We start from the raw sequence: 15,888 nt of genomic DNA on the forward strand, positions 1-15,888 counted from the left end.
CTACCGGTCGGTCCGCAGCAGGTCGGCGACGGCCGCCAGCAGGGCCTGGACGGCTTCGCCGCGGGCCCCGCCGGCCTGCCGGGCGGCCGCCGCGATCCTGGCCAGCGGGTCCTCCTCGGGCCCGGCCGGCGGGCGGCGCCGCTCGGCCAGGCTGAGCGCGAGGACCGCGGCGCTCTGGTTGGCGAGCTCGGTGAGCAGGTCCATCGCGTCCAGGTCGCCGATCCCCTCGACCTCGGGGTCGAGCACCTCCAGGACACCGAGGATCTCCCCCCGGTGCTCCATCGGGACGGCCAGGATGACGTCGGGCACCAGCCCGGTGCTCTCGGCGAAGCCCTTGTCGAAGCGGGCGTCCTCGGCCGCCCCGCGCACCACCATCGGCTCGCCGGTGTTGGCCACCCAGCCGGCGATGCCGTGGTCGCCGGGGATGGCGATGCCGACCAGCCGGTCCTCGCCGACGCCCGAGGAGGCCTCGAAGACCAGGGTGCCGTGCTCCTCGTCGCGGACGAACACCGAGGCGGCCGCGGCCGCGAAGGACAGCCGGGCCAGCCGCACGGTGGAGCGCAGGATCTCGTCGAGCTGGTCGGAGGTCACTCCGGTCTCCTCGGGGCGATGTTGTCGGCGGTGGCCGCCAGGACGTGCCTCAACTGCGGGGTGCGAAAGCCCGGGTGGCGCTGAAGGATGCGCGCGCACAGGCCGGTGATGTGCGGGGCGGCGAAGCTGTTGCCGGAGACCCGGCGGGTGGCGCCGCCGAGCCAGGGCGCGGGGACGTCGACGCCGAGGGCGAAGAAGTCCACCGGCGGGCGCGGGTTGGACTCCACCCGCTCGGGGTCGGCGACCGCGTGCGCGCCGACCGAGATCACCGACGGGAAGCGCCAGGGGTAGCTGTCCACCGGGCTGTTGTGCGCGGCGGAGATCAGCGTCACGCCCGCGAACCAGGCCTCGTCCGCCAGGTCGTGCAGGCGCTCCTTGAAGTGCTCCCGGCGGGTGGAGAGGCTGACGTTGATCAGCGCGAAGCGCTCGGCCACCGCCCACTCCAGCGCGGTCAGCAGCGCGTCGCCGTTGCCCTGCAGGTTGCCGCCCAGCACCCGGACGCTGGTGAGTTCGCAGTCCGGGGCCAGCGAGCGGACGATCCCGGCGCAGGCGGTGCCGTGGCCGGCCACGTCGCCGCCGGTGTCCTCGGTGATCGACCAGGCCCGGGGGCCCTCGCCGGCCGGCCCGGCCGGTGCCCGGGCGGCGGCCAACTGCCGTACGCCGGAGCCGATCTGCGGGTGGTCGGCGGTGACCCCGCTGTCCACGATGCAGACCCGGACGCCGCGTCCGGTGGCGCCGCCCCAGGCCCAGGCCCGGCTGACCGGGGCCGGGGCGGCCAGTTCGGCGGGGTCGCAGCTCTCACCCACCGAGGTGTGCGCGAAGCGGATGGTCCGGCGGGCCGCCGGTGCGGCGCCGCTCACCGCGGCCGCTCCTGGGTCGACGGCGTGAAGCCGCGTCGCCGCACCGCCAGGTCCAACCGCTCGGCCCAGTTGAACTTCACGCTCGGGCACGGCAGGTGGCCCTCGCGCCAGAGCTTGGGGCAGGAGCCGCCGCAGACCGGCAGGATCGGGCAGCGGGAGCACTGCGCGTCACCGCCGCCCACCTGGTCGTACCAGTCGTCGAAGGCGCCGGCCGGCCGTCTGGCCGAGCCCGCCAGGTCGGCCACCTCGGCGACCACGCCGGCGGCGCCCGCGCCGGGCACCAGCGGGTGCTCGGAGCAGGAGTAGACCCGGCCGCCGGGGTCGATGATCTCGCCGGAGCGGGTGGTGGCGGTGCAGGTGGTGCGCACCGTCGCGACCGGCAGCGGGGCGAAGTGCAGTCCGAGTGCCTCGGCCGTCCGCAGCCACTCGGCCTCGCGCGCGGCGTAGGCGCGGGCGGCGAGTTCCACCTCGGAGACGTCGTTGCCCCAGGAGTGCACCGCGATCAGGTGCAGGGTCACCTGGGGGTGCGCCAGGCCCAGGCAGGCCAGATCGTTCAGCAGGGCGGTGACGCTGTCCTCGTTGGCGCGGTCGACGTTGACCCGGATGCCCACCCGCAGGCCGGGTGCCAGCCCCTCGGCCAGGGTCTCGGCGAGCACCGCGACGGTGCGCCGGAAGCTGCCCCGGCCGTTGCGGGTGATCCGGCGCCGGTCGTGCACCTCCTCCGGCCCGTCGATGGTCAGCTCCATCTCCTCCAGCCCGCAGTCCCGGTGCAGCGAGGCCAGCGTGCGGACGGTGAGCAGGCTGCCGTTGGTGGCCATCCGGGCGGTGTAGCGGGTGCCGTGCCGGGCGGCGGCCGCGGTGAACCGGGCGCTCAGCTCGCGGATCACCCGCAGGGCGAGCAGCGGCTCGCCGCCGAACCAGGTGACCGAGACCGCCTCCACCGAAGGGTCCGCCAGCATCGCCTCCACCCGGCGCGCGGTGCGCTCGGAGCGCTCCCGGTCGTGCGCCGCCTTGACGTGCTCCTGGCCGCAGTAGCTGCACGCCATGTTGCAGTAGGCGGTCGGCATGATGGTGACCGACCTGGTCGTGCCGCGCGCCGACCCCTGCCGCAACCCGTCGGTGACGTGGGCGAGTTCGTCCTCGCCGCGGTCGACCAGGGCGTGCAGTCCGGCGAGCCGGGCGCGCTCCTCGGGGCCGAGCCCGGCCAGCGCGGCCGGGTCGCCGGAGCGCAGCGCCTCGGCGCTCGCCCGGTCCAGCCGGATCAGCGTGGCGGTGCGGGTCGCGTAGCCGAACCAGACCTCGCCGCCGCCGGGCTCGCGGTAGGCCCGGTCGCCGATCAGCAGGTAGCGGCTGGGGACCAGGGCCGCTGCCGTTCGGACGGTCGGTGCGCTCACGGTGCCTCCCGGTGCTGGGGTTCCGGTGTCCAGGACGCGGACGCGCCCAGGGTGATACGCAGACCGGCCGAGGCCGTCGAGTACGGGTGCTCCGGGTCGACCACGAGCCGCAGCGTGACCTGGGGCGGGCCACCGACCGGGCGGCAGCGCACGGCCGCCAGCCGGTCCAGGCGGTGCACGGTGACGGCCCGCTCCAGCAGGCCGAGCAGCACCGGGTCGGCGCACCGCACCTTGCTGACCCGGCCGTCCGTCAGCTCCACCGATACCGGCCGCTCGTGCAGCGAACCACCCAGCCGGGTGGGCCGGTTGATCCGGATCAGCCCGTCCGCGTGGAACTCCCCGTCGGCCGCGCCGACCGGCCAGTGCAGATGGCCACCGGGCAGCTGCTGGACCCGGCCGGGCTCGGCCGGACCGTCCTCGACCCGGGGCGGCCGGCCGGCGGCGGGCCGCAGCACCAGTTCGGCACCGTCGCCGGTGCCCACCCGGACCGCCGACGCGGCGGCGGCGGTGGCGCACAGCTCAGCCAGCCGGGCGGCCCGCACGGCCGGCTCCTCCCAGTCGGGCAGCGGCAGTTGGACCGCCGCCAGGGAGGCCGGCAGCCGCAGTACCGCGTGGTCCAGCAGCTCGGCGCAGAGGAAGAACACCGCCTCGCGCGCCGGCCCCTGCCCGCCCCGCAGCTCCGCCAGCGCCCCGAGCACCAGCCGCCCGGTCCGCACCTGGCTCCCGGCGTCACCGGCCACCATCCGGACCGCGACCCCGCCGGCCCGGGCGGTGGCCGCCAGCCAGGCGGCCTCGGTCGCCCGGCCGCGGTCGAGCGCCACCACCAACCGGTCGCCGGCGGCGAGCCGCAGCCGGTCGAAGAGAGCGGACCGGACGGCGAGCCGCTCGGCGGGGTCGGGTGCCAGGATCTGGGCAGAGGGCATACGGGCGGCCTTCACGGGGTCGGGGGCCGTCCGCGTGTCGCGGTTCGGCCGGGCGGCGGGCGTGGCGGGGCGTGGTCGTTCCGGTCGTCCCGGGCCTTCGGCGGCCGGGTGTCCGGCGGCCCGGCCCGGCCGACCGGCCGGTCGGGATGTCCGGAATGCTGCGGTCGCTCGACCGGCCCCCTGGCCGGGCACATCGCCCTGTGGCATGTTCGGCGCAGGCCCCCGCTCCCCCCACGAGCCGGGTCAGGCCTACGATCCACTGCTGTGACGAACTGTCAGATCCATTGCGGATCAGAGCATTTGACAGTTTCCCGAGCGCTCCCTCGACCGTCCAGCGCGCGGATCTGGCAGCAACCTGCATGTCCCCAACGTGCAGCGAACCATGACCGGGGGTACTTCCTTGCCGGACACCACGGCTCCCGATCCCGTACCGCGGCTCGATCCCGCCGCCGTCCGGCTCTTCGACCTCGCGCTGGCCCACGGCCGGCTCGACCGCTCCCGGCCCGACCGGGAGGCCCCCGACCTGGACCGGGAGCAGTTCGACCGGGCCTGCGAGCTGCTGCTGCGGCTGCGGCTGCTCCGCCCGGTGCCGCAACTGCCCGAGCAACTCGTCCCGATGAGCCCCGAGCTGGCCGCCGCCGGGGTGACGGCGCCGCTGGAGGAGGGGATCGCCCGGGCGGCCGAGCAGGTGCGCGCGATCCGCGAGGAATTCGGCGCGCTGATGCCCCGCTACCGCTCCGCCCGGCAGGGCGGCACCCGACGCGATCCGGTCGAACTGCTGACCGACCCGGTGATCGCCGCGGCCGTCTTCGCCGAGGAGGCCGCACACTGCCGGGAGGAGCTGTTCACCGTCTCCCCCGGCGGCCTGCCGCCCACCGCGCGCGGCGTCCCCGGCCCGGACGGACCGGACGGACCGGACGGCCCCGGGCTCGCCGCACTGGCCCGGGGCGCCCGGCTGCGCACCCTCTGCCGGGCCGTGCCCGCCGCCCCCGGGCCGCAGCGGGCGCGGATCAGCCGGCTGATCGCGGCCGGCGCCGACTACCGGGCGCTGCCCGAACTCCCGGAGCCCGCCACGGTGATCGACCGCAGCGCCGCCTTCCTCGCCCGCCGCGAACCGGACGGCAGCCCGAGCACCGTGCTGCTCCGCGACCCCGGCGCGGTGGCCCACCTCTGCCAGGCGCTGGACCTGCTCTGGGCCATCGCCACCCCGTGCCACACCCGCCGCCCGGCAGGCGGCCGGGGACAGCCCGGGAGCGGGGTCCACCGCGCCGTGGTGCGGATGCTGGCGGAGGGCGCCAAGGACGAGGTGATCGCCCGACGGCTGGGCGTCTCGCTGCGCACCTGCCGCCGCCACATCGCGGAGATCCTGGAGAGCCTGCAGGCCGACAGCCGGTTCCAGGCCGGGGTGCTGGCCGAGCGCACCGGCCTGACCGCCACCGGGCCACCGCCGTGACCCGACCGGGCCGCCACCACGGGGTGGGAATCCCGCGCTGTGCCCCGCACGCCAGCGGCCGGCCCGGTAGCATCCGGGGAGCCGAGCCGGGAGGACCTCATGACGGTGATCGCGGTGACCGGCCACCTGGACCTCACCGGGCCGACCGTCCGACTGGTCCGCGGCGCGCTCGGCCGGCTGCTGGCCCGCCACCCGGCCGCCGAACTGACCGGCCTCTCCTGCCTGGCCCGGGGCGCCGACGCGCTGTTCGCGGACGCGGTCCTGGCCGCGGGCGGCCGGCTGGTGGCGGTGATCCCCTCCCCCGCGTACCGGGACTCGGTCGGCGACGGCTACGCGCCCGAGTTCGACCGGCTGCGGCAGGCCGCCGCCGAGGTGGTGGTGCTGCCGTTCGACACCCCGGGCACCGCGGCCTACGAGGCGGCCAACGCCGAACTGCTGCGCCGGGCCGACCTGCTGGTCGCGGTCTGGGACGGCCTGCCGGGCAACGGCCGCGGCGGCACCGCCCACATGGTCACCGCGGCCCGCCGGGCCGGCGTGCCGGTCGAGGTGGTCTGGCCGCCCGGATCCCACCGCTGCGGCGCCCCGCACGGCTCAGCGCACGGGGAGGCGGACGGAGCGGCGGACGGAGCGGCGGACGGGGCGGCGGACGGGGCGGCGGGCGGCCCGGCCTGACCACCGGCGGGGCCACCCGGGCGGACGGCTACCGCTTGGTGCCGTCCACGATCAGCGGAGCGCCGCCCGCGCCCGAACCACCGCACGGGCTGGCGTAGACCGGGTTCTTCTCGGCGGCGGCCTTGAAGGCCTCGATGCACTGGCTCATCAGGATCTTGTCGGTGAGCGAGTTGGCGATCACCGTGTTGGCCTCGGCGGTGCTCTCGGCCTCGATCTTCCGCTGCTCGGCCTGCGCCTTGGCGGTCAGCACCGCCGCCGCGGCCTGCTCGGTCGCCTGGTCCTGCTGGATCTTCTGGTCGATCGCCTTCTGCAGCACGTCGTTCGGCTTGACGTTGCGCAGGTTCACACCGTTGACGATGATCCCGCGCGGGCTGAGCCGCGCGGTGATCAGCCGCTCCATCTCGGCGCTGATCACCTCGCGCTGGCTGGCGTACCCCTCGACGCTGGTGTGCTTGGCGAACACGTTGCGGACGATCTCCCGGGTGTCCGGGTAGACCAGCCGCTGCTGGACGTTCTCCGAGCTGCCGGACAGCCGGTAGAGCGCCAGCGCGTGCTCCGGGTCGATCGCCCACTTCACCGTGAGGTCGACGTAGAGCACCCCGCCCTCGGAGGACCTGACCTCGACCGTGTCGTTCCCGGTGAGGTTGAGGTCGGTGGGCCGGGTGGAGAAGGTGGTGACGTCGGTGAGCGGCGACTTCAGGTGCAGTCCGGGCTTCCAGGTGTTGCCCACCGAGCCGAGCGAGCTGGGCACCCCCACCTCGTACGGCTGCACCACGTAGGTGAACGAGCTCAGCCCGAGCAGCAGCCCGACGGCGGCGACCAGCAGGCCGGCCGGCATCGCGAAGCGGAAGTCGACCGTCGAACGGCGCTTGAGCACCACCAGCGCTATGCCGGCGGCAAGGAGCAGGACCGAGAAGTAGAACATCGCCGCGTCTCCCGTGATCGAACGTCAGGACACCAGCAGCGTAAGGAGATCGATGCCTTGCCGACAGCTGAATATCGATCCCCGTCGTCAACTGTGATGAACGGCCCCGGTCAGCCGGCCTGCTCCGGCAGGCCCTCGCGCACCCGGCGGGACACCTCGAAGGCCTGGAGGTCTAGCACGCCCGGCGCCTCCACCACACCGGGCCCGCCGGCCCGCACCCACGCGGTGATGTCGTCCACCATGTCGTCCTGGAACACCCAGCCCAGCCAGACCGGCCGGCCGCCGGCCCGGCGGCCCTGTGCCGACGGGCCGACCACCACCACGTTGGCGTGGTCGCACACGTCCAGGCAGTCCACCACCCGGACCTTGCCCGCCGCGCCGACCCCCGCCCGCAGCCGCTCCACCTGCCCGACGTGGTCGACCCCCGGGTACTTGGCGGCGACCCCGCAGCAGCACCCCCGGCAGACCGTGACCGTCACCGGCGCGGGCGGTGCGGCGGGTTCCTTGCGGGACGAACGGGGCATCGGCTTCCTCCACCAATCTCGGGGCGCCGCCGCCATGATCGCCACGGCGGCCCCCAGGATTCTGCCCCACGCCCGCACCCGCACCGCACCCCACCCTCCCCGACCGGCGGGCAGGGCCCGGCCGGGGCTTGCCAGACCCGCGCTACGCCGTCGCGGCGGCCGCCGCCCGCCCCGCGGCCCGGCCGGAGAACAGGCAGCCGCCGAGGAAGGTGCCCTCCAGCGAGCGGTAGCCGTGCACCCCGCCTCCGCCGAAGCCCGCCGCCTCGCCGGCAGCGTAGAGCCCCTCCAGCACCGAGCCGTCGGCCCGCAGCACCCGCGAGGAGAGGTCGGTCTGCAGCCCGCCCAGCGACTTGCGGGTCAGGATGTTGAGCCGGACCGCGATCAGCGGCCCCGCCTTCGGGTCCAGCAGCCGGTGCGGCGCGGCGGTGCGGATCAGCTTGTCGCCGAGGTAGCGGCGGGCGCCGTGGACGGCCGTGACCTGGAGGTCCTTGCTGAACGGATTCGCCAACTCGCGGTCCCTGGCCTCGATCTCGCGCCGCAGCTCGGCCTCGTCGATCAGCGCCTCGGGCGTCTTGGCGTTCATCCCCCGGACCAGCTCGGGCAGCGAGTCGGCGACCACGAAGTCCACGCCGTGCTTCTTGAACGCCTCGACCGGCCCGGTGGCCCCCGGCAGCGCGCGGCCGAGCACGCCCTTGATCGACTTCCCGGTCAGGTCGGGGTTCTGCTCGGAGCCGGAGAGCGCGAACTCCTTCTCGATGATCTTCTGGGTGAGGACGAACCAGGTGTGGTCGTACCCGGTGGTCATGATGTGTTCGAGGGTGCCCAGGGTGTCGAAGCCGGGGAACAGCGGCACCGGCAGCCGGCGGCCCCGGGCGTCCAACCAGAGCGAGGAGGGGCCGGGCAGGATCCGGATGCCGTGCCGGGCCCAGATCGGGTCCCAGTTCTCGATGCCCTCGGTGTAGTGCCACATCCGGTCGCCGTTGATCAGACTGCCGCCGGCCGCGCCGGCGATGTCCAGCATCAGGCCGTCCACATGGGCGGGCACCCCGGACAGCAGCCGCTCGGGCGGGGTGCCCAGCCGGGCCGGCCAGGCCTTGCGGACCAGCTCGTGGTTGCCGCCGATGCCGCCCGAGGAGACCACCACGGCCTGCGCCCGCAGCGCGAAGGTGTCCACCACCTCACGCGAACTCGCTTCACCCCGACCGACGGTGCTCGGCACCAGCACCTCGCCGGCGACGGTGTCGACCGCCCCCGCCGTGGCGGTCAGCGCGGTGACCCGGTGCCGGAAGCGCAGCTCCACCCGCCCGGCCGCGGCCGCCGACAGCACCCGGCGGGCGAACGGCTCGACCAGCCCGGGCCCGGTGCCCCAGGTGATGTGGAAGCGCGGCACCGAGTTGCCCGGGCCGGTCGCCAGCAGCCCGCCGCGCTCGGCCCAGCCGACCACCGGGAAGAACCGCACCCCCTGGCCGTGCAGCCAGGAGCGCTTCTCGCCGGCGGCGAAGTCCACGTAGGCCTCGGCCCACCGGCGCGGCCACTCGTCCTCGGGGCGGTCGAAGCCGGCCGTGCCGAGCCAGTCCTGCCAGGCGAGTTCGTGCGAGTCACGGATCCGCATCCGGCGCTGCTCCGGGGAGTCCACCAGGAACAGGCCGCCGAAGGACCAGTGCGCCTGACCGCCGAGGTTGGCCGCCGGCTCCTGGTCGAGCAGGATCACCTTGCGCCCCGCGTCGGCGAGTTCGGCGGTGGCGACCAGGCCCGCGAGGCCGGCCCCGATCACGATGACGTCGGCGTCCAGTGCCATGCGAACGGTCCTCCAGGGCTCGGTGGGTGCCCCGATACTGCGGCCTGCGGGCCCTGTGGTCAACCGGTCGGTAACAACGCCCGCGCCGCGGCGCCCCCGAGGAACGCCGACGGCCCGGGGCGCCGGGAGACCGGCACCCCGGGCCGTCGGCCGGGCAACGTCGTCGCGCAGCGGGTTCAGCCCGCCGTACGACGCCTGCGCAGCAGGAAGGAGGCCACGGCCACGGCCGCGACCGCGACCAGGACCGCCGCCAGCGCGAGCACCCAGCTGGTGCCCGAGCCGGTCGAGGAGGCGGCCTCGGCCGCCGCCGGCGCGCTCGCCCCGGGCGCCGGTGCGGCGGGCCCGGACCCGGTGGCCGATCCGCCCGGGACCGGCGGCACGACCGCCGCACCCGCGCTGGGCGCGGTGCCCGGCACCGCGGTGACCGTGAGGTCCGCGGTGCCGCGGCCGAGCGCCGGGAAGCCGGACTCGACGGTGACCGCCCAGCGGCCGGGCGGCAGGGCCAGGCCGGTGGTGAAGGTACCGGGGGTGTCGGCCACCGGCTCCAGCTTCCACGGGCCGACCGACCGGCCGTCCTCGGCGACCGCGCTGAGCGTGGCCGCCACCTTGTCGGTGACCGGGTCGTTGTCGTTCGCCCAGGTCGCGGCCGTCCGGGTGTGCCCGTCCCCCAGCGCGGAGATCTTGAAGACGATGGTGTCGCCGTGGGCGCCGGCCTGGCCGGCACCGCCCAGCAGGGCGGCACCGGCCAGCACCGCGGCGGCGGCGAGGGTGCGGATACGCATCAGCGGTGGCTCCTAGGACGGTGGTGGGGCGGGAGGGGGTCGGTTCCCGCCCCACCACCTGTTCGGGTCGGCCTCAGGAGGCCGGCTGGATGGTCCAGTTCTGGTAGGTCTGGTTGTTCGGCTGCTGCAGCTCCAGCAGCCAGCCACCGTAGTACCAGCGCTTGCTGGCGCCGAGCACCAGCGAGGAGCCCTTGGCGGCGAGGGTGTAGCCGCTGCCGCTCGCGGTGATCTTCCACTGCTGGGAGTCGGCGCCGCTGCACGCCTGCTGCATCACGTACTGGCCGGCCGCGGCCGAACCGCCGAGCTGCAGGCACTTGTCGGAGCGCACCGAGCGGATCCGCAGGTTGCCGTCGCCCTGGTCCTCGAAGGTCCACTGCTGGTTGGCGTAGCCGGTGCGCTGGTAGCCGATCAGCACGGCGCCGTCACGGGTCGAGCCGCCCCACATGTCGGCGGCCTGGCCGGTCAGGCTGTTGGTCATCGTGTACTTGGTGCCGGGCTTGGTCGGGCCGTCCGGGCCGGCCGCCTTCGGGGTGCGGAAGGAGGCCTCGCGACCGGGCTTGCCGACCTTGCCGGCCTGGTCGCGCACCGCGACGGCCACCTTGTAGGCGGTGTCGGGGCTCAGGTTGATCAGGCTGACGGTGGTGGAGCGGACGGTGCCGAGGGTCCGGCCGTCGAGCACGAGGTCGTAGCCGGAGGCGTTGGCGACCTGGCCCCAGCTGAGCATGACCGAGTTCTGGGTGAGCTGACCGATCGCCACCTCGGGCGAGACCGGACCGCCGGTCGGGCTCGGGCTCGGGTTGGGGGTGGGGGTCGTCGAGGTCTTGGTGGGGCTCGGCGACGGGTTCGGGGTCGGGGTGCCGGTACCGGTCTTGGTCGGGCTCGGCGTGGGGGTCGGCGTCGGGTTGGGCCCGGTGCCGCCACCGGCGATCAGGAACTGGTTGTTGGCCACGTTCCAGTGGGTGGTGAGGTAGCTGCCCGAGGCCGGGTTGGTGTTGTAGTAGTCGTCGTGGTTGCAGTCCAGCCGCTCGTCACTGGCGCGGTTGGGGCACTTGGTGACCATCTTCGGGTAGTACGGCGCGTCCGAGTAGCACATGATGTCCCACTCGTCGACGCAGTGGCCGGCCTTGCTGCTGTTCGGCGCGCTGTTGTTCACGGCGCCGAGGTTGTGGCCGAGCTCGTGCGCGGCGGTCGAACCGCCCCAGCAGCCGCCGTCGGTGCGGCCGTAGGACGGGCCGAAGTTGCTCAGGTTGTCCTTGCCCGGGCGCTCGTCACCGTTGAAGGTGCCGATGCCGCAGTAGACCTGGGCGTCCGCGAAGATCATGTACTTACGATCCTTGCGGTTGAAGCCCTGCTTGGCCAGCGCGTTGTTGGTGGCGCCGAACTCCTGCAGCGAGGCGTCCGGGAGCTCCACGTTCAGCACCGCGGCCGAGCAGTCGGACTCGGTGACGAAGCGGATGTGGCGGGTGCCGCCGGTCTCCTCGGCGCTGGCGTTGTAGATGACGTCGGCGTCGGCGGCCCACTTCTTGAACGAGGGCAGGTACTGGCCGAAACGGTCCTTGCCAGGCGCGTGGACGTACAGCACCTGGACGCGGTTGCCGGTGCTGCCGTCGCCGTCGCAGACCACCCCGGTGCCCGCGGCGGCGGCCGCCGCGGCGGCGGGCGTCCCGCCGGCCGGGGCGTCGGAGGCCAGCGCGGCGCCGGACTTCACGTCGAAGACCGGCTGGCTGCCCTTCAGCAGGTCGGCCGCGGAGGGCGGCGCGTCCTGGCTGACGGCGAGCGCGGCCGGCTCGGCGGCGGCGGCCGCGGCGGGCTTGGTGTCCTGGTGGATGTCGACGCCCTTCGGCGGCTCGTCCGGGCCGTGCGTGCACAGCCCCGCCTCGGAGACCTTGAACACACCGGCACACTTGTCGCCCTTGGCCGCTGCGACCAGGCCTGTGTAGACCATGCCCTTGCCGGCGTCGCTGTCCGGCACCGAGGTGACCGGGGTCGGGGCCTCGTTGTGCAGCGGCCCGGCCGCCGGGCCTATCTCCTGCGAGAGCGCGGCGTCCGCGGAGACGACGACCGGCTTGTCACCCCCCATTGCGGTGCCGATCGTGACGGCTCCCGCGATGAGGCCTGCCGTCACGGTGGCTGCGACCAGCAGCCGACCACGGCGATTGCGGCGGCGGTGCGCGACCGCTCCCCTGCGTCCCATGTGCGTGTCTCTCCCTCATCGGCAGGTGTCGGGTGTGGATGCCGACACCTAGGAGACGGCTGGGGCGGGAGGGGATAACAGAAAATCGCACAGACTTTTTTCGGACGGATTGGCGAGCGGGTGGGCCGATCCGTGGAAGCGGCTCCAACGCTCCACCATGGAGCGTAATTCCGAAGGGAGCTGACCCGGATTCAGCACGAAATCCTTGGGGCGGACACCTGGACACCTCGTTAACGTGCCAGTAACTTACCAATCAGTAGACGCTGTGGCCCGGCTCACACTGCACCCACCCACCCCTCTCGTTTCTCTCCCCCAGGAGGAACCGTGCTCAGCCCTGCCCTGAAGCGAAAGTCCGTCCTGGCCTGCGGTGCGTCGCTGTCCGCCGCGCTCACCGTCCTCACCGCGCTCGGCGCCCCGGCCCAGGCGGCCACCGGCACCGGCAAGTACGTGGCGCTCGGCGACTCCTACGCCGCCGGAGCCGGTGTCCCCGGCCAGTCCGCCGGGCTCTGCCTGCGCTCGGACCGCAACTACGGCCATCTGGTCGCCGCCGCCCTGAAGAGCAGCGCGTACACCGACACCACCTGCTCCGCGGCCAAGATCAAGGCCATCACCTCGGCCCAGTACGACGCCTTCATCCGGGTGAACGACCCCCAGCTCGACGCGGTCACCGCCGACACCGAGCTGATCACCGTCGGCATCGGCGGCAACGACCTCGGCACCTCGGACCTGGGCATCGCGGACGTGATCGCGACCTGCATCGGCGGCGCGGTGATCAACCCGCTCGGCACGCCCTGCAAGGACCACTACGCCGACGGCCACTGGGACTGGAGCAGTTGGAGCTGGCAGTACGGCGAGGACACCCTGCAGCGCCGGATCGCCGCCGCCCGCCCGCAGCTGGCCGACGCCCTGCGGCGGATCCACGCCAAGGCGCCGCACGCCAAGGTGCTGCTGGTCGGCTACCCGTCCGTGCTGCCCGAGAACGAGTGGGACTGCGTCGGGCGCCAGCCCGTCACCGTGGGGGACGTGGCCTACCTGCGCGGCGTCCTCGGCAGCCTGAACTCCATGCTCGCCTCGACCGCGGCGGCCGACGGCGCCACCTATGTGGACACCGCCGCGCCCACCCGGGGCCATGACATCTGCTCGGACGACCGCTGGATCGAGGGCACCATCCCGCACGCGCCCGCCGTCCCGTTCCACCCCAACGCCACCGGCGAGCAGGTGATGTCCCGGGCGGTGCTGAAGGCGCTCGGACGCTGACCCGGGCGGTGCTGAAGGCGCTCGGACACCGACCCGGGCGCCCCGGCGCGCTCCGGACAGCCCGAAGGGGCGGGGCCGACCGGCCCCGCCCCTTCGCGCCGCCCTCGCGGGTCACGGCTTGACGCGGACCACCTGCGGGTCGTGGTCACTGGCCTGGTTCGCGAACTCGCTGTTGATGTGCACCACGTCGTACTTGGCGTGGGTCAGGCCGGGGCTGACCAGGATGTGGTCCAGCACCTGCGAGTTGCCCTGGTAGACGTAGGAGTAGCGCTGCTTCTCGGGCAGCTCGTTCACCAGGTCGCGCAGCACGCAGTCCTTGGTCAGCGCGGTCAGCGCCGGGGAGAACTGGTAGTCGTTGAAGTCGCCGAGCGAGACCACCTTGGCCTGCGGGTCGGCGGCCAGCAGCTTGGCGACGAAGGCCTGCTCGATGCCGGCCTGCTTGACCCGCTGCACCTCGGAGGAGCGGGTCGGCGCCTGGAAGCGGCTGTCGATGCCCTGGTCGCCGCCCTTGCTGTTGAAGTGGTTGGCGATGACGAAGACCTTCTTGCCCTTGAACGAGAACTGGCCGACCAGCGGCTTGCGGCTGGTGTTCCAGGCCTCGTTGGTGGGGTCGATCCGGCCCGGGGAGGCGGTCAGCGCGGTGCTGCGACCGGTGCCGGTGACGTCCACCGCGGTGGTGGCGGTACCGCCCGCGATGTCGGTGAAGGAGACCCGCTGCGGGTTGAACAGGAAGACCTGGCGGATGTTGCCGCCGGGCTCGCCGCCGTCCTTGCCGTCCACCGGGTTGATGGAGCGCCAGTCGTAGGCCGGGCCGCCGGCCGCCTTGATCGCGGCGACGAACTTGGCCACGGTGGCGCTCGCGTCCACCGTGCCGTCGTTGGTGGCGCCGTTGTTGTCCTGGATCTCCTCCAGGGTCACCACGTCGGGCGAACGCAGGTTGGTCACCACGCCCTTGGCCAGCTCGGCGAACTTGGTGTCCGGGTCTCCCGGGTCCAGGTTCTCCACGTTGTAGGTGGCGATGGTGAGTTCACCGGCCGCCGCCTCCTTGGTGACCTCGCGCTCCAGGCCGTTGTCCTGGAGGGTGCCCAGGGTGTCGGCCACCAGGGTGTAGCCGCCGAACTGGTTGTAGTCCAGCGGACCGCTGGTGAGGCCCTTCAGCCGGTCGCCGACGTTGGCCAGCGGGAACGGCTTCTCGGCCTCCGGGGCCAGGCCCTGGACCATCAGGCGGCCCGAGTTGGGGTTGTCGTAGCCGAGGTAGATCGCACCGCCGCGCTTGGACTTCTCGTCGTCGCGCCGGGCCTCCACCCACAGCTCGTGGTACTGGTCGGTGGCCTGCACCACGCGGACGTTCTTGACCTGGACGTTCATCCCCTCCAGGGACTCGAACAGGTCCAGCGCGTAGCTGCCGGGCTTGAGGGTGTTGGCCTCGATCGAGGCGCCGGCCGCGTCGGCGGTGTAGGCGGACGGGATGCTGTCGTCGTCCAGCACCACCGGGGCCGGCACCGGGTTGCCGGCGGAGACCACGGTGATCAGCGGGTTGGTCAGCTCGGTGACGGACTGGCTGCCGCCGGCCTGGTTCGGGTAGTACTCGCTGACCTTGGCGGTCACCAGCACCGAGTCGCCGGCCTTGACGGTCGGGGCGGCGCTGCCGGTGTAGACGAACACGCCCTCACTGGTGGCCGGGTCGGCGTCCGGGGTGGTGTCCTGGATCCAGAAGCCCTTGGAGCCGTAGGTGCGCACGCCGGTGACCACTCCGGGGATGCCGGGCACGGTCTGGCCGGCCTTGGGCGACAGCCGGGTGTTGCCCTGGATGTCGTGGATCCGCAGCGGACCGGGCTCGGTCGGGTTGGTGGGGGTGGTCGGGCCGCCGCCACCGGTGGTCTCGCCCTTGCTGTTGGTCGGCGTCGGGTCACCGGCCTTGAGGTCGGCCGCGTTGTCGTCGGTGTCGGCCAGGTTGGCCGCGCGGGCCACCGAGGCGGTGTTGCTCGCACCGGTGGCGGGGCCGCTGCCCTCGCGGACCACGGCGGTGCCGAAGCCGACCAGGTCGCGCACCCGGGGGTCGGCGGCGCAGTCGGCGGCCGTCTTGCAGGTCAGCGCGTCGGCACCCTGCACCAGCGCGACGGTGCCGGCGGTGCCGGAGAGCGCCAGGGTGCCGGTGGCGTCCGGGGTGGGCAGCGCGACGGTGCCGCCGGTGCCGGCCGCCTCGGCGACCAGGAACCGCCCACCGGGGGCTATCGAGCCGGTCAGCGGGGTGACGCTCCAGGTGGAGGTCGGGCCGGGGCTGGCCGAGATGTACTGCACGCTGAAACCGGCCAGGCCGAAGGCCGCACCGCCCTTGTTGGCGAGCTCGATGAAGTCGTTCTTCAGCGTGGCACCGGAGTTGCCGCCACCGCCGTAGACCTCGGAGATCACCGCGTCGGCGGAGGGCGCGGCCGCGGCACCCGGCAGCGGGACGAGCACGAGCGAGGCCGCGACACCGGCCGGGAGGATGGTGGCGCGCAGCAGCGCCCGGCGG

Annotated in this window: 12 protein-coding genes and 1 pseudogene; 3 read left to right on the forward strand and 10 right to left on the reverse strand. The window is 74.0% G+C overall.

Annotated elements, in window-relative coordinates; genetic code table 11:
• Genes AB0K43_RS09225 through AB0K43_RS09240 form a run of 4 tightly spaced genes read right to left on the reverse strand, consistent with a single transcriptional unit; the run spans nucleotide 1 to nucleotide 3,768 of the window.
• Nucleotides 1-591 carry a GAF domain-containing protein gene (locus AB0K43_RS09225; protein WP_363637464.1) on the reverse strand — a complete coding sequence of 197 codons (591 nt, stop codon included), beginning with the start codon at nucleotides 589-591 and terminating at the stop codon, nucleotides 1-3.
• Nucleotides 588-1,451, reverse strand: a complete 864-nt coding sequence (locus tag AB0K43_RS09230) for a S8 family serine peptidase (RefSeq protein ID WP_363637466.1) — start codon at nucleotides 1,449-1,451, stop codon at nucleotides 588-590. The genes AB0K43_RS09225 and AB0K43_RS09230 overlap by 4 nt, the downstream gene beginning before the upstream one ends.
• Nucleotides 1,448-2,845: a radical SAM protein gene (locus AB0K43_RS09235; protein ID WP_363637468.1), complete on the reverse strand. Its 1,398-nt coding sequence runs from the start codon at nucleotides 2,843-2,845 to the stop codon at nucleotides 1,448-1,450. The genes AB0K43_RS09230 and AB0K43_RS09235 overlap by 4 nt, the downstream gene beginning before the upstream one ends.
• Complete coding sequence (locus AB0K43_RS09240) at nucleotides 2,842-3,768, reverse strand: hypothetical protein (protein WP_363637470.1); 927 nt, start codon at nucleotides 3,766-3,768, stop codon at nucleotides 2,842-2,844. Before AB0K43_RS09240 ends, AB0K43_RS09235 begins: the two co-directional genes overlap by 4 nt.
• Nucleotides 3,769-4,168: 400 nt before the next feature.
• Here AB0K43_RS09240 and AB0K43_RS09245 point away from each other — a divergent pair, with 400 nt between their 5' ends.
• On the forward strand, nucleotides 4,169-5,221 hold the full coding sequence (locus AB0K43_RS09245; RefSeq protein ID WP_363637472.1) for a helix-turn-helix transcriptional regulator: 1,053 nt from the start codon (nucleotides 4,169-4,171) through the stop codon (nucleotides 5,219-5,221).
• A gap of 99 nt (nucleotides 5,222-5,320) precedes the next feature.
• Nucleotides 5,321-5,794, forward strand: a pseudogene (locus AB0K43_RS09250) (hypothetical protein); the annotation flags it as partial.
• Between the two features lie 127 nt (nucleotides 5,795-5,921).
• Here the strand turns inward: AB0K43_RS09250 and AB0K43_RS09255 are convergent.
• The 5 genes from AB0K43_RS09255 to AB0K43_RS09275 all read right to left on the reverse strand — a co-directional run bounded on the left by AB0K43_RS09255 (nucleotide 5,922) and on the right by AB0K43_RS09275 (nucleotide 12,116).
• Entirely contained in the window at nucleotides 5,922-6,818 is an 897-nt protein-coding gene (locus AB0K43_RS09255; RefSeq protein WP_363637474.1) for a prohibitin family protein, read from the reverse strand.
• 110 nt (nucleotides 6,819-6,928) lie between these two features.
• Complete coding sequence (locus AB0K43_RS09260) at nucleotides 6,929-7,342, reverse strand: (2Fe-2S) ferredoxin domain-containing protein (RefSeq protein ID WP_363637476.1); 414 nt, start codon at nucleotides 7,340-7,342, stop codon at nucleotides 6,929-6,931.
• A 142-nt stretch (nucleotides 7,343-7,484) separates the two neighbouring features.
• On the reverse strand, nucleotides 7,485-9,140 hold the full coding sequence (locus tag AB0K43_RS09265) for an FAD-binding dehydrogenase (RefSeq protein ID WP_363637478.1): 1,656 nt from the start codon (nucleotides 9,138-9,140) through the stop codon (nucleotides 7,485-7,487).
• Between the two features lie 176 nt (nucleotides 9,141-9,316).
• Nucleotides 9,317-9,922 (reverse strand): hypothetical protein, encoded by a 606-nt coding sequence (locus AB0K43_RS09270; RefSeq protein ID WP_363637480.1) that lies wholly within the window; start codon nucleotides 9,920-9,922, stop codon nucleotides 9,317-9,319.
• A gap of 73 nt (nucleotides 9,923-9,995) precedes the next feature.
• Nucleotides 9,996-12,116, reverse strand: a complete 2,121-nt coding sequence (locus AB0K43_RS09275) for an RICIN domain-containing protein (RefSeq protein WP_363637482.1) — start codon at nucleotides 12,114-12,116, stop codon at nucleotides 9,996-9,998.
• Between the two features lie 324 nt (nucleotides 12,117-12,440).
• Here AB0K43_RS09275 and AB0K43_RS09280 point away from each other — a divergent pair, with 324 nt between their 5' ends.
• The gene (locus tag AB0K43_RS09280; RefSeq protein ID WP_363637484.1) at nucleotides 12,441-13,373 is read left to right on the forward strand and encodes an SGNH/GDSL hydrolase family protein; all 933 of its coding nucleotides are present in this window, start codon (nucleotides 12,441-12,443) and stop codon (nucleotides 13,371-13,373) included.
• Between the two features lie 111 nt (nucleotides 13,374-13,484).
• On the opposite strand, the gene AB0K43_RS09285 is transcribed toward AB0K43_RS09280, so the two are convergent.
• The gene (locus AB0K43_RS09285) at nucleotides 13,485-15,878 is read right to left on the reverse strand and encodes a lamin tail domain-containing protein (protein WP_363637540.1); all 2,394 of its coding nucleotides are present in this window, start codon (nucleotides 15,876-15,878) and stop codon (nucleotides 13,485-13,487) included.
• Between the last annotated feature and the right edge of the window lie 10 nt (nucleotides 15,879-15,888).

The sequence above is a fragment of the Kitasatospora sp. NPDC049258 genome, assembly GCF_040678895.1.
GTDB lineage: Bacteria > Actinomycetota > Actinomycetes > Streptomycetales > Streptomycetaceae > Kitasatospora.